At 38.0% G+C, this 13,346-nt stretch carries 13 protein-coding genes and 1 pseudogene; 7 read left to right on the top strand and 7 right to left on the bottom strand.

Annotated features, from left to right (window positions below):
- Positions 1-159: 159 nt before the first annotated feature.
- The 6 genes and pseudogenes from C0975_RS09940 (at position 160) to C0975_RS09920 (ending at position 5,624) form a co-directional block, all read left to right on the top strand.
- A complete protein-coding gene (locus tag C0975_RS09940) occupies positions 160-438 on the top strand; it encodes a hypothetical protein (RefSeq protein ID WP_101776235.1) in 279 nt (92 codons plus the stop codon).
- A 622-nt stretch (positions 439-1,060) separates the two neighbouring features.
- Positions 1,061-3,250: pseudogene (locus C0975_RS09935) on the top strand (hemagglutinin repeat-containing protein); the annotation flags it as partial.
- A gap of 381 nt (positions 3,251-3,631) precedes the next feature.
- Positions 3,632-4,450, top strand: a complete 819-nt coding sequence (locus C0975_RS11700) for an EndoU domain-containing protein (RefSeq protein ID WP_281255525.1) — start codon at positions 3,632-3,634, stop codon at positions 4,448-4,450.
- A gap of 14 nt (positions 4,451-4,464) precedes the next feature.
- Entirely contained in the window at positions 4,465-4,890 is a 426-nt protein-coding gene (locus C0975_RS09930) for a DUF5376 domain-containing protein (RefSeq protein ID WP_101776234.1), read from the top strand.
- Complete coding sequence (locus C0975_RS09925) at positions 4,887-5,237, top strand: EndoU domain-containing protein (RefSeq protein ID WP_101776233.1); 351 nt, start codon at positions 4,887-4,889, stop codon at positions 5,235-5,237. The genes C0975_RS09930 and C0975_RS09925 overlap by 4 nt, the downstream gene beginning before the upstream one ends.
- Positions 5,238-5,240: 3 nt before the next feature.
- Positions 5,241-5,624, top strand: coding sequence for a DUF5376 family protein (locus C0975_RS09920; RefSeq protein ID WP_101776232.1), 384 nt, complete (start codon positions 5,241-5,243; stop codon positions 5,622-5,624).
- 223 nt (positions 5,625-5,847) lie between these two features.
- On the opposite strand, the gene C0975_RS09915 is transcribed toward C0975_RS09920, so the two are convergent.
- From C0975_RS09915 to C0975_RS09885, 7 genes are all read right to left on the bottom strand, one after another.
- Complete coding sequence (locus C0975_RS09915; protein WP_101776231.1) at positions 5,848-7,236, bottom strand: DHA2 family efflux MFS transporter permease subunit; 1,389 nt, start codon at positions 7,234-7,236, stop codon at positions 5,848-5,850.
- Positions 7,237-7,245: 9 nt separating this feature from the next.
- Positions 7,246-7,755: a molybdopterin-guanine dinucleotide biosynthesis protein MobB gene (gene mobB, locus C0975_RS09910; protein WP_101776230.1), complete on the bottom strand. Its 510-nt coding sequence runs from the start codon at positions 7,753-7,755 to the stop codon at positions 7,246-7,248.
- 55 nt (positions 7,756-7,810) lie between these two features.
- The gene (locus C0975_RS09905; RefSeq protein WP_101776229.1) at positions 7,811-8,242 is read right to left on the bottom strand and encodes a SoxR reducing system RseC family protein; all 432 of its coding nucleotides are present in this window, start codon (positions 8,240-8,242) and stop codon (positions 7,811-7,813) included.
- Positions 8,243-8,252: 10 nt separating this feature from the next.
- Positions 8,253-9,206 carry a sigma-E factor regulatory protein RseB gene (rseB, locus tag C0975_RS09900; RefSeq protein WP_101776228.1) on the bottom strand — a complete coding sequence of 318 codons (954 nt, stop codon included), beginning with the start codon at positions 9,204-9,206 and terminating at the stop codon, positions 8,253-8,255.
- A 63-nt stretch (positions 9,207-9,269) separates the two neighbouring features.
- Positions 9,270-9,857, bottom strand: coding sequence for a sigma-E factor negative regulatory protein (locus C0975_RS09895; RefSeq protein WP_101776227.1), 588 nt, complete (start codon positions 9,855-9,857; stop codon positions 9,270-9,272).
- Positions 9,858-9,902: 45 nt separating this feature from the next.
- On the bottom strand, positions 9,903-10,478 hold the full coding sequence (gene rpoE, locus C0975_RS09890) for an RNA polymerase sigma factor RpoE (protein ID WP_101776226.1): 576 nt from the start codon (positions 10,476-10,478) through the stop codon (positions 9,903-9,905).
- A 120-nt stretch (positions 10,479-10,598) separates the two neighbouring features.
- Positions 10,599-10,853: an FAD assembly factor SdhE gene (locus tag C0975_RS09885; protein WP_101776225.1), complete on the bottom strand. Its 255-nt coding sequence runs from the start codon at positions 10,851-10,853 to the stop codon at positions 10,599-10,601.
- A 277-nt stretch (positions 10,854-11,130) separates the two neighbouring features.
- Here C0975_RS09885 and C0975_RS09880 point away from each other — a divergent pair, with 277 nt between their 5' ends.
- Positions 11,131-13,137, top strand: coding sequence for a BCCT family transporter (locus tag C0975_RS09880; RefSeq protein ID WP_101776224.1), 2,007 nt, complete (start codon positions 11,131-11,133; stop codon positions 13,135-13,137).
- Positions 13,138-13,346: the final 209 nt, after the last annotated feature.

Genomic DNA, 13,346 nt, shown 5'->3' with positions numbered 1-13,346 from the left:
TGCCTGATAAAACAATGATTGATTCACACGGCAATGTAATTGAAAATCCAGCATATAAAGATTTTGCAGAAAAGTGGGGGGAAGTGGATATCAAAAATCCTGTTAATCCTTCATTACCTAAGTTGGTTAGACCTGCAAATAGTGATGGAGGTGTTTTAAATGACAAAGCTTTTTGAAAAAATTTCCCTGTTGTTTTTTACATTCTTACAATTTGGGTGTAGCGGTTTTCTAAATCCTTCTAATGATTGCTTCTTAGATTGGAATATGAATTGTATAGAGAAAGAAAAACAGACATTATCGAAAGCTGGATATGTATATACCTATCCAGGTAATAGTGAAGATGCAAAAATTATTTTTAATAGATGTATGCTAGAAAATAAAAATAATGCTTCAACTAAAGAGGAATGTCTCTTAAGAAATGGTTTTAAAAAACTTTAATATTTATTTTAATGATGCTTTACTTTAAATCATATTCATGTGCATAAAGCAGATGCTATTGGTAATAAATGGAATTTAGGTTTAATGGGCTTTAATGAAAGCACGGGGCTTGTTGGATTTGTTATTCGTATAGTAGTTATTATGCGGAAGTACCTGATCCAATATTATATAAGAAGTCATATAAAGAGTTTGAGTATATTTGGGGAAAATATGACGGGTATAATCCATTGGCTCCGCGATTAGTGAATCCTATAAATACAAACAAAAAGATCGTTATGATAAAAATGCATTCTAATATAGTCCTGATGATATTAATTTTTCTACTCACAGGTTGTTATCCTTGTAAATTTTTAGATTGTAATTGTGTTACTGAAACAGCATGGTATAAAGCATCTGAAAAATGTGATAATGAGCAAATAAGTGTTGCGAAGGAAAATGTAAAAGAGAAATCCATATTCATATAATCAATCAGTATCTTGATAACGCTAATTATAAATTTAACTTAGATCCTAAATATTCAAACAGTAAATGACTTGCCACATCAGAAACCGAGCGTTTCTTTGGTTATCATCGTGAGCGTCATAATCAAGAAGGGGATACCTTAACGCATCAAGGCAGTCAAGTGGTGAGCTTAAATGACAGTGTGACGATTCAAGCAGGGCAAGATTATCGCCAAGTCAGTAGCACCTTACTTGCCAAAGATACCCTAGATATCACCGCACAAAATCTGTATTTCGATGCTACTCATAATGTGCAACAACATCAACAAAGTCAAAGTGATTTGAAGATTGGGCAGTTTAGCCGAGTGAAATCCCCTATCATTGATATAATTCAAACGGCAGAGCGCTTAGTGAAAAATAAAGATGCCTCAGACCGCCTGAAAGCAGCGAATGCAATGGGCTTAGCTGCGCAGGGATATTCCTTATACGACAACATCAATAAAATGGCGAATCAGCGCTATTCCTCTGCTTATCTATTACGGGTGGAATCCGGAATGGGTGTGGCACATAGCCGTCAAAAACAAGAAGTAGAAACGCGTATTAGCCAAGGTAACTTATTAAATGCAGCACATCTTCGCTTACATGCAGTGAGTGATAAGACGGCATCTAGCCCTTCTGATAGCACGGGCAACATTCGTCTAACGCATACCACACTGACAAGTCGTGATGATAAAGGACAACGTATTGCAGGGAGTACGCTCAACTTAACTGGTCGCCAAATTGATATTCAAGCAGGCGAAAGTCGGACGAAAGAACGTTCTAGAGGACAGAATGTCGGTGTTGAAGTGGGCATGTTTGCACAATTTGGTGCGCAATCTGGTGTGGGCGCCTATGCAACGATAGGTGGTGATAATCAGAAAGCCAATGGTGATAGCCTAAGTTATCATAATAGTCAGCTAGACAGTGAGCATGTCACTCTGCGTAGTAGCCAAGATATGAATTTAGTGGGAACGAGAGTACAAGGTAAACGAGTTGATGTTGAGGCAGGTGGTAATTTGCATATTGAAAGCCGTCAAGATGAAAGCCGTTTTGATAGTCAAAGTACTCAAGCGGGACTGAGTGCTGAAATCAGTTTCGGTAATTCTTGGAGTGTCAATGGTAATTTAAGTGCAGAGCGAGGCAAAAGCAACTATAAACAAGTCCGCGAGTTGTCAGGGATAATAGCGGAGGAAGGTGGTTATCATGTGACGGCAGAGAATGTGCATTTAAGAGGTGCAGTGATAGCCTCGACAAATCCAGCGGAGAGTGAGTTAACGACGAATAGATTCAGTTTTGAAAATATTGAAAATGAATCGAGTTACAGTGCCAGCAGTGCATCGATTTCAGGTGGTTATGGTAAAGGAAGGGATTATTATCGTGATGCGGATACACACCAAGTCGTGCCAGCGGGGAGTGCGAATGCGGAATTTATAGCAGGAGCGAAAGGCGCGAGTTTTAACGCAGGTTTACCGATGCACAATGAGGGCAAAGAGCGCAGTGTCACGAAGGCGACCTTAACGGCAGGGCGAATTGTGCTGAATAAAGATAGCCAACCGACAGAAACGACAGCCGAAGCGTTAGGAATAAATACGGATTTAAGTCAAGCTCAGAGTGAAGTGAGTAAAGCCAAAGATGTCACTCAGCTTTTAGCCGAGCAGAAAGAGATAGCGAAAGCGGTATCTGAGATAAAATCGGCGGTAGGGACTTATACGAGTAATCAGCAAGAAGAGGCGGAGCTTGCGGTTAAGCGGGCGGAAAAGGCGTTAGCACAAGCGAAGCAAACAGGAAATCAGACTGAAATCACACAAAAACAGACCGCACTTTTAGCGGCAGAAAAAGTGCAAGCGAAGTGGAGAGATAGGGGAGAGTATAAACGTACAGCAGAGGTGTTGACGACATTATTTACGGGTATATTGGCTAACCAAGCAGCAACAGGGATAGCAACCCAATTGGCTTCACCAGAAGTGAATCAATGGATTAAACAGGCAACCACCAATGACAAAGGTGAAACTGAGGTTATCACGAATACCCTTGCTCATGCGATTTGGGGAGCGATAGAGGCGGCAGCGAATCAAGGCAACCCGAGTTCAGGTGCGATAGCGGCGGCGAGTGCGGAATTGGCAGCACCGATGTTAGCTAAGGTGTTGTATAACAAAGACAGGGCAGAACAACTGACGGCAGAGGAAAAGGCACAGATAACCGCATTAAGTTCGATTACGGCAGCGGTCGCAGGTGGGCTAACGGCACAAAGCACGAACCAAAGTAACAAGACGGTATCGAGTCTCACTAATGCTTCGCTAGGTGGGGAAATAGGTAAGCGTGCAGTGGAGAATAATTATCTTTTAAATAAACATGCAGAAAAATATTTAAGTCAAGAAGAAAAAGCACTGTTAAAAAAATTAAAAGACAATGGTGTTGAAGATATTGAGAAATATCAAGCCGCATTTATTGAGGCGAAAACAGAGGAGGAAAGAAATCAAGTTATACAGGCATATCGACAGGCTGTTGATGATTCAGGTCAGATTATTGTTCAACTTTACCAGAATGGTCAATTATCAGATGATGATTATTTGAATTTAGTCAGTTCTTTGACAGCAAGTGTGCTTAGAGGAATACAAGATACTCAAAGAGAGAGTAAGAGTAATCCAAATGCGGGCTTTTTTGAGCAAGACCCTCTGCAAAAAAATGCTATTTTCTGGACTCCTGCGGGGATAATGAATAGTGAACATGTTGCACTGTTGAATGAAATTTATTTAGATAGGCAGGTTCAAGCTGGGAAATTAACGTTAGAAGAACGAGAAAATCGTCGAGATAGTAGTCAAATTTTAGCGGGATATTTTTCGGACGTTAATTTTAATTTGAAAGAGGCGATAGAAGGGCTTTCAGCTGGTGATGCAGCAGTAGTGGCGACGGGATTCGTTGGTAAGAAGTTATTGACGAAGAAAGGCAATTCACTTCCAAAAGAGAAAGAGGATAGTTCAGATGTAGAAAAACTTGGAAAAAATAATCCAAGTTGGAACCCGCATCTGAATGAACGGATTTCTCAACGTGAGGCAGGGTTTTATTTAAAAGAGCAAAGATTAAATAAAGAAGCCAGTCAAGTTGCATCTAGCATAAACTTGCCGATAAAAGATAAAGTATGGCTTAAACACATTATTAATGGTGAAGGAAAAGGTAACTTATTTGTAGGTGGACATACTACTTTAGGCAATGTCATTGTGGATAAGGTTATAAAAGAATACCCAAATGGGGTTTATGAAGCGAGGGTGCTAATTCCTAACCCGAAAGCCAAAACTGATCCTATTGCACCGAAATTTTTGGAGAAAAAGGGAAATGAAGGTGTATCCACAATGTTTCCAAGAACATGGACAGCTGATAGATTGAAAGTTGAGTTGGAGCATGCATTTAAAAATGGAGGGAGAGTTGAAAAAGCTGACAATAAGTGGAAGGGGACAACAAAATCAGGCGTTGAAGTAATATGGCATTTTGATAAAAGTGGTAATGTTTCAACAGTTTATCCAGTAATAAAGTGATGGAGATAATAAAAATGAAAGTTCTTTTTAGTTATGGCACATATAATAATTGTCCATATAAAGCTTGCAGTGTTTATGAAAGTAATAATCGGGAAAATGATGGGGTGATTACTGACTACATTGGTACATTGGAACGTTTAAGTTGGATAAGTAAGGTATTAGATATGCTTCGAGATCCAACGATTACTCGGGATTGGATTGATTCACAAGCATTTGAAGCATTGATAGATCATGATCAAGTAAAAGTGGGTTTTTATCTGTTAGATGATATGGAGGAAGAGGATATCCCTGATGATGTTGATGAGCGAGATACCGATGCCCGTTTAATCCCCCGTAAAGAATTGGCATATTTGCTAGAAAAATGGCTCGCTTTTTACCAAAGACCCATTACTGATATGGATTACCAAGAAATTATCGACACGAAGGAAGCATACTTATGACCGTGATTGTCGGTGGGCATTCCACCTTAGGCAATATCCGGGTGAACCGAGTATTACAGACGTATAAAAATGGTGTATATATTGCTCAGATTTCTGTATGGGATAACGACACAAATCAATATATTGCTAAAACCAACAACAATGGCGAAATGCTGATGTTTCCTGCTACGTGGACAGCAGATAGGATATTGGTTGAGATTGATTCAGCCTATTCAAACCAAGTGGATGATTTAGATGTGGTACGTCAAATGGAAGGGATGTGGGCGGGGATATCCAATTCAGGTGTGAGAATTGAAGGATACACTTATCCAGAACTTACTGCTTTTCCAAGTAGCAGACAGGAGTAAGTTATGCAATTAGTGTTTTCCTATATTGAACATAAATCACAAGTGATACCGGTTTGTTTTTGGAAAGAAAACCATCAGCTTCATCCTTTAACAGGCTATTTAAATGACCCGATGGGTGGACCCAATTACTTTGCGTTCTTGGATAGGGTGTTATCGATTTTGAGGGATGATGAGGTACAACAAGGGGATATTTCTTCCAATTCTTGGGGAGTTGAAATTCAGGGTGATAAGGTGTATTTCTGTTTTTTATTTGCCCAAGAAGACACAAGTTTGCATTTTGCTTTAACGAGAGCAGTACTGATAGATGTGCTCGTACTATGGTTAGCCTTTCGTAGTCAGGAGCCTGTTGTTGGTTATCAAGAAGAGTTAAGTTTTGATGAAGTGTAAATATCAAACAGCGTAGCAAGAAAGTGCGGTCAGTTTTGAAAAAGTTTTGAGCTTTGAGAATTGGTCGCATTTTTAACATACATTGATAACGTACGTTAAGGAAGTTTTAGTGAAGGTAGATAAAAGTTTAGAATTAATAGAAAGATGAAGATTAATTTCATTAATAAAATGCTTTATGACAGCTTGAAAATCTGCTTGCTTAGTAGCTTTTAACAGAATAGTGCTATTTTTGTTGTAAACTTGCACCGTCTTTTGCTTTTAAGTAGCTTAAAATCCAAATCAGTAAGATGCCAAACAGTGCAACACTTAAAAAAGTGCAACTAAAAGATTGCTGTAATTGGTTGCCGATTTCACCAATATTGTCACGATATATCCCTAAAATGACCGAACAAACTGCGATACCAATCCCAATTCCCATTTGTTGAGCAACACTGAGAATCGTTGAGCCTGCGCTGGCATTTTGTTCAGAGAGCTCACTGACTGCAAGAGTATTTGTGGCAGTGAAAATCACTGACATACAGCTACCATACCAAGCCAGCGCAGCAATTAATAACCAAGTCGGTGTTTCTACTGTGACAAATGCCATTGATGCAATGGATAAAGTAAGTAGAAATGCGGTAAAAATAAGGGTTTTTTTGTAACCTAACAAGGCAAGGATGCGGCTAATTAAAGGTTTCATTAATACAGAGCTAATGGCGATAGGTGCTAGTAGCCAACCTGATAACTCAGCACTGTAATTAAACACAATTTGTAACATGAGTGGTAATAAGAACGGGATGCCTGAACCACATAAACGGATGAATAAATTGGCTAAAATACCAATACTAAATGTACGGATTTGAAACAAAGATAATGGCAACAACGAATTTTTCGATTTTTTTGCATGGAAATAGTATGCCACTAAGAGTATGACACCACTAGTTAGGATGCTTAATGCATTAACTTTATGACTGGTTTTTTCTGCGATTAAATCTAAACCGAGAGTTAAGCCAACAAGCCCACCTGCAAAAAGGAAAAAACCGATCCAATCAAGTTTATTTACTGGAGATGTGGCATTTGGCATATAGTTTCCTGCGATGATAACGCCAATTGTGCCAATTGGGATATTGATTAAAAAAATCCAATGCCAAGTGGTGTAAGTGACTAGCCAACCGCCTAAAATAGGTCCTAAGATTGGACCTAGTAAGCCTGACATTGCCATTAGATTCCAAACAGATAATAAATGTTGTTTGGGGACTGTTCGGATAATTGCTAAACGTGCGACAGGCATCATTAATGCGCCGCCAACACCTTGTAAAACACGTGAAAGCACGAGAGTATCTAAGGTATTTGATATTGCACAAGTAATTGAGCCAAACACAAAAATACTGACTGCAAGACGAAAGATTTTTAACGTACCATACTTATCAGCAAGCCAACCACTTAGTGGAATAAATAAGGCAACAGTCAATGCATAGCTGATGATAGCAAGCTGCATTTCTAGAGGCGATTCGTTGAGATCGCGTGAGATAGCGGGTAGTGCGGTATTAAGAATCGTTGCATCAAGGGTTTGCATAAAAAGTGCAATGGCAGCAATCCAAGCTAACCCTCGATAACTTTCACGTTCTGTCATAAAATTTTCCTATTTTGAACCGCACTTTTGTTGATACCAATGTAAGATGAATGTGCTGATTTGGTTAATATTATTGATATCTAAAAGTGGTTTTTCCGAGTTTAAATCATAATCTGTTGCTAAAGCGATCACATCATTGTCCTGCGCTGGTAGCGGTTTGCTCATTGTTTGGCGATGTAACAAAATTTTGGCAATAGGTTCTTGTTTGAACCCTTCAACAAGCACTAAATCAGTTAAGTTAGGATCAAATTGTTGTGCTAAATAATGAAGATCAACAGGCTGTTTAGGGGTTTCGGTCATGAGTGCCCAGCGATTGTCACATGCTATGATAACCTGGCTTGCGCCAGCCTCTTTCATGCGCCAACTGTCTTTGCCTTCTTTATCAACTTGTGCATTATGGTGGCTATGTTTAATTACGGCAACTCGTAGTCCTTGTGCCGTAAGCAGGGGAAGAAGTTTTTCTAATAAAGTCGTTTTGCCACTTCCGCTATAACCTGTAATGCCCAACATTAAGTGCATGAGATAGTTATCCTTTTGTCAAAAATTTTATGCATTATAAAGGGATTAGTTCAGATCACAAAACTCTTAATAAGATAGGTTTATAGGCTGCTTTTTGATTGAGCTTTTTGCTGTAATAGCGGATAGCAAGGAAAGCAAGAGCGGTACAAATGAAAATAAACATTGCACTGATTAATTCGTGCGGAAAGAGCTGTTCTGCAAGAAATGTACTGAGCAAGATTGTCAGTAAAGGAACAATATAGAGTAGTAATGCAGAGAGAAGCAGAGAACGTTCGGCTAAACCAATTTCAACAAGTTGACCTACTTTAAGTGGCGTGATGGTTTCAATTGTGAAGATATGTTCACCTTGTTCACCCGTTAATTCAGAAAGTGCTGAAGCGCCACAAGCATTTTGGGCTGCACAGGCATCACAAGCGCTTTGTGATTGGCATTTTACTTTGGCGATGCCTGCTTGGTATTCGATAACGACAGCACTTTCTTTTAGCATTGATTAAAACCTATTTTTTAAATTGGATATCTTGCACGATGCGTTTTGCAGTGGAAATGGGTAATTGGCCAACAAATGTCACTTCTTTGCCATGAATTGTTTCACTGTATATCGTATAAGCTCCTTGTTTCCATGTGTTGTCTAAATTGATTTTTGTAATAGGATCAGCAACATATAAAGTAAAAGAAAAGAGTCCATCGCTGTATAATTGGCTTTCAATTTGATTATCTTCTTCTAATCCAACACTTTCATTGATTTTAACGAAACCCTGTGGTAACCAGCTGACCTGCCAGTTAAAGTGTGGTGTGTTTTCTTCTTTTTTATCAATGAGTAGAGGTGGGAAAACAATATTGTCTAAATACTGAGCTAATCCTTGTAAGCCATCACCAACATATAGATTTACTACACGGAATTGATCAAGTAAATTACCATCACGATCTAGTATATCACTTTGTAATAAAAGATAATTTTCTTCATCAATAAAAGCAACGTATTGATAGCGGAAATCATCTTTCGGCAAAATACGGATAGTTTGTACAATACGATCAGCGACACGATTGCGGCCAATATTGACGAAATCATAATATTTTTCTAAGCGATTAAAATCAGCACGCATGATAGCAGGTAGGCTGTCAATAATGTGTGTACTATGGATAGTGAAAGGTTGGAAATTAGGCTGAAAATAGCTAACTAAGTTATCACGTTGGACAATTTCTTGCTGTACTCCATCAAGAGAAACTAATTGAGCATAGGATTTACCGTCCAGATGAAGGTGACGATAGCGTAAGGAATTCATATTCACCGGCGTTGTTTTTACAAATGCTATTTCATAACTCAATTTTTCGCGTGCTTCTGGCATTTTTAATAATAACTGTTTTGCCGAGAGTTGAGTTTCGGCAAAAGCAGTGAATGGCAAAAGTAAAGCAAAGAGAAGTGCGGTTGATTTTTGAAAAGTTTTTAACATAAGTCATCACCATAAAACAAAATCACCACCAATGAAGGTGGTGAATATTAACTTGCGAAATCATTACTTTTGATTAGTTTGTTGATTTAAGATGAGTGAGTCAGCGTATAAACGACGTTGGATTTCATAATTTTGCAACATTGCACCAATCCGTTTATTTTTTTGTTCTAACTGCTCGGGAGTTACTGCATCTTTAGGTGCATTGTAACTGACTTCTTGTACAACATTATTAAATGGTAATGTTTGTAAAATCGGTGTATCAATACTATTTTGCACTTCATTTTTTGCAGTAAGGAAAGATTGAGTACCAACTACAGCAACTAAGCAAACACTTGCAGCGACTGCAACTTGTGCCAATGGGGCAAATAAGCCTTTAAATTTCTGCATAAATGGTAGTTTAGCAACTTCTTGTGGTAGAGGCTGAGAAGCTGCTGGTTGAGCCACTCGGATTTCCTCTTGCTCAATGAGCATCTCCATTTTTGCTGTGAAATCTGCACCCAACAGCACTTCAGTTTCTTGACGCATGACAGTACGAATTGTATGAAAATTTGCCCAAGATTTTTGTAATTCAGCATCTTGGCATAATTTTTCTGTCAATTCAGCACTGACTTGTTCACCATCAATATAGGCTGAAAGTAACTCTTTTTGCATGTTGATACTCCAACTTTCGTTTGGTTTTCTGTATTTGTTGTGTTTTTAACGTTCTAACATAGGTTGTACTTTACTTTCGATAATTTCGCGTGCACGGAAAATTCGAGAACGTACAGTACCTACTGGGCAATCCATAATTTCAGCAATTTCTTCATAACTTAATCCTTCAATTTCTCGTAACGTGATTGCTGTTCTTAAGTCTTCTTGTAAACCATTGATCGTATCAAACACAATTTTCTTTAATTCGTTAGATAACATTTCATGTTCGGGGGTATCCACATCCCGTAAATTACTTCCTACATCATAGCTTTCCGCTTCTTCCGCTAAAATATCTTCGTTTGGCGGGCGGCGTCCTTGTGCAGTTAAGTAATTTTTTGCCGTATTGACGGCAATTCTGTATAGCCAAGTGTAGAAAGCACTGTCACCACGAAAAGAATCAATTGAACGATATGCTTTAATAAATGATTCTTGTACGACATCGGGGATATCGTTTGGTGACACATAACGAGTCAGCAAACCAGCTACCTTATTTTGATAACGTGAAACCAATAAATTAAAGGCTTTCTTATCTCCTTGCTGTACTCTTTCTACCAAAGCCTGATCTGTTAGCTGTTCAGCCATATAACCTCTTATATCACCTCTAACAAGCCTTAATATTCAAAGACAGCAAGCTCTTGCAATCAGTTAGACGGTGCTAAATTTAAAAAGTTCAATCTTTTTTGTAAAGACCAAATATTGTGATTAATCAGCTAATTTCAAAGTATCTTGAATATAATCAACTAGGTGTTGTAATTCGGGATCACTTGCTTGTCCACGATTAAAAAACCAAGAAAATAGCTGTAAGTCAGAACAAGCAAGCAAGCGAATGAATTGGTCTTTTTGTGTATCTGACAATTGATCAAAATGTTGCTGATAGAATGGCATAATCACGTTATCGAGCTCTAACATGCCGCGCCGACAATCCCATTCAATTCGCAATTTGTTATATTGTGTCATTTTATATCCTTGTAAAATTGAAACGGATTAAATATATCAAGGATCTATTACAAAATAAACAATGTTCACTCCACTTGTTAATATATTAAAAAGGCATAATTTTGCGATTTTGATAATTTTTTGCTATATTAACTGGGATATGATAATCATTAACCAACATATTCTGCGTACTGAAAATTCAATTTAATTGGGTTTTTCCTCATTATTTCCGTGAGCAAGCGGAAGTTCTGTATAACAATTAGGTTATATCAAAATCATCGAAAACTAAGGAGGCGTTTTGACGTTTTTAAAGCAATTACGTGCGAATAGCACGCTAAAAGCACCCATTTTCTTACCCAGTATTCTTTTTATCGCTTTTGTCACAATTTATTGTTCTTTTTTTCCTGTCCACGCTCAAGAGATACTGATCATTGCCAAACAACAAATTTTTACTCATTTTAGTTGGTTCTATGTGTTGGCAGTGTCTATTTTTATCTTATTTTTGATTTTACTTTGTTCAAGTCGGTTAGGCGATATTCGCTTGGGGGCGGATAATGAAGCACCAGAGTATCCATTCCTTTCTTGGATAGCAATGCTATTCGCGGCAGGAATGGGTATTGGTTTAATGTATTTTGGAGTAGCAGAACCCATGTTGCACTATGTAAGTCCGCTGCATCAACAGCTTACGCCTACTGAGCAAGTAAAAGAAGCAATGTTAATGACTTTCTACCACTGGGGAATTCATGCTTGGGCGATTTATGCTGTAATTGGATTGACACTCGCTTATTTTGGATTTCGTTATAAGCTACCTTTGACGATTCGTTCTGGTTTTTATCCGTTATTAAAGCATAAAATTTCGGGATTCTGGGGGCACGTGATAGATATTTGTGCATTGTGTAGTACTATTTTTGGTATTACGACGACATTGGGTTACGGGGCAATGCAATTAGATGCAGGCTTGAGTAGTTTGGGGTGGATTGAATCACGCAGCTTTTCTACGCTTGCAGTATTAATCGTCATTGTGATGTGTTTGGCGACAATTTCAGCGATTACAGGGGTAGCAAAAGGAGTACGCCGATTAAGTGAAGTAAATTTATTTTTGGCGTTAGCATTGATGTTGTTTGTGATTATAGTTGGACCAACATTACTTTTATTCACCAGTTTTACTGAAAATTTAGGTTATTATTTAAGTAACTTAGTTTCTTTAAGTTTTCGTACTTTTGCTTATGAGCCAGAACATCAAGGCTGGTTTAGTGGCTGGACAGTATTGTATTGGGCATGGTGGGTATCTTGGGCGCCATTTGTCGGGTTATTTATCGCTAAGATCTCAAAAGGGCGTACTATTCGTGAATTTATTTTAGGTGTGTTATTTATTCCATCGCTATTTAATGCATTATGGATGACAACTTTTGGTAATACTGCAATTTGGCTAGATGTTGAAACTGCAGGTAATTTGACCGCACTTGCAAACGATACAGAAGCATTATTATTTGGCTTTTTTGAACAATTACCTTTCGGCAATATGGCTTCTTTCATTGCAATCACGATCATTGCTCTGTTTTTTATTACTTCTGCTGATTCGGGAATTTATGTGATTAATAGCATTGCTTCACAGGGCGAAGAAAAAAGTGTGAAATGGCAAAGTGTATTTTGGGCATTATTATTGGCAGTTTTAGCTATCGCATTATTACGTTCTGATGGTTTATCTGCCCTGCAAACTATGACATTAGTTATTGCATTGCCATTTACGATGATTATGCTGTTACTTTGTTTTGGTTTATGGAAAGGATTGATGGTGGATAACCAATATTTTAGCAAAGCATTTTCACAGGGAAGTGATAATTGGAGTGGGAAACATTGGAAAAATCGCTTAGAAAAGATTCTTGTGCAATCTAAGCGTGCAGATGTAAAACACTTTATTCAAGATATTGCTCAACCTGCATTTAATGAATTAGTCACTGAATTTGAAAAGCATGGATTAACTGCACAAACGGATATTATTACGGGTAAAAATCCGAAAATTGAATTTGTCGTCATGAAAGAAAACGTACGTAATTTCTTATATGGTATTGATTGTAAATCTCGTGAGTTATCGACTTTAGTCGTAGAAGATGATGCGTTACCCAATATTGATTCACAGCGTTCTTATGAGCCTATTACTTACTTTATTGATGGACGAGAGGGCTATGATGTGCAATACATGACTAAAGATGAGTTGATTGCGGATGTATTGAAACAATATGAGCGCTACATGAATTTAGCGATGGATAATACTAATGCACTAATGACTTATGACGTAGCTTAATGGTGTATTGTTGCTAAATTTGATAAAAAGTGACCGCACTTTTTAAGTGCGGTCGTTATTATGCATTTTTTAAGTTAAGCCATAAAGTAGACAAACGCAGCGATGATGAGTCCAATCACAATGAATGGCAAGAAATAAGCGCCTTTACATTTAAATTGGCAACATTCACTGGTCGCCGTTGACACTTGCTGTGTACATTTTTCAGTAGT

The sequence above is a fragment of the Pasteurella oralis genome (genome assembly GCF_002850605.1).
GTDB classification, from domain to species: domain Bacteria; phylum Pseudomonadota; class Gammaproteobacteria; order Enterobacterales; family Pasteurellaceae; genus Pasteurella; species Pasteurella oralis.
The sequence above is the reverse complement of the archived record's forward strand: the minus strand, read 5'-3'. Positions and strand labels throughout refer to the sequence as shown.

Excerpts from the sequence above, each read along its gene's own strand:
- C0975_RS09895 (WP_101776227.1), bottom strand. The coding sequence starts at position 9,857 with ATGCAAAAAGAGTTACTTTCAGCCTATATTGATGGTGAACAAGTCAGT.
- C0975_RS09905 (WP_101776229.1), bottom strand. The coding sequence starts at position 8,242 with ATGCTAAAAGAAAGTGCTGTCGTTATCGAATACCAAGCAGGCATCGCC.
- C0975_RS09920 (WP_101776232.1), top strand. The coding sequence starts at position 5,241 with ATGCAATTAGTGTTTTCCTATATTGAACATAAATCACAAGTGATACCG.
- C0975_RS09925 (WP_101776233.1), top strand. The coding sequence starts at position 4,887 with ATGACCGTGATTGTCGGTGGGCATTCCACCTTAGGCAATATCCGGGTG.
- C0975_RS09915 (WP_101776231.1), bottom strand. The coding sequence starts at position 7,236 with ATGACAGAACGTGAAAGTTATCGAGGGTTAGCTTGGATTGCTGCCATT.
- mobB (WP_101776230.1), bottom strand. The coding sequence starts at position 7,755 with ATGCACTTAATGTTGGGCATTACAGGTTATAGCGGAAGTGGCAAAACG.
- C0975_RS09940 (WP_101776235.1), top strand. The coding sequence starts at position 160 with ATGACAAAGCTTTTTGAAAAAATTTCCCTGTTGTTTTTTACATTCTTA.
- C0975_RS09885 (WP_101776225.1), bottom strand. The coding sequence starts at position 10,853 with ATGACACAATATAACAAATTGCGAATTGAATGGGATTGTCGGCGCGGC.
- rpoE (WP_101776226.1), bottom strand. The coding sequence starts at position 10,478 with ATGGCTGAACAGCTAACAGATCAGGCTTTGGTAGAAAGAGTACAGCAA.
- rseB (WP_101776228.1), bottom strand. The coding sequence starts at position 9,206 with ATGTTAAAAACTTTTCAAAAATCAACCGCACTTCTCTTTGCTTTACTT.
- C0975_RS09930 (WP_101776234.1), top strand. The coding sequence starts at position 4,465 with ATGAAAGTTCTTTTTAGTTATGGCACATATAATAATTGTCCATATAAA.
- C0975_RS11700 (WP_281255525.1), top strand. The coding sequence starts at position 3,632 with ATGAATAGTGAACATGTTGCACTGTTGAATGAAATTTATTTAGATAGG.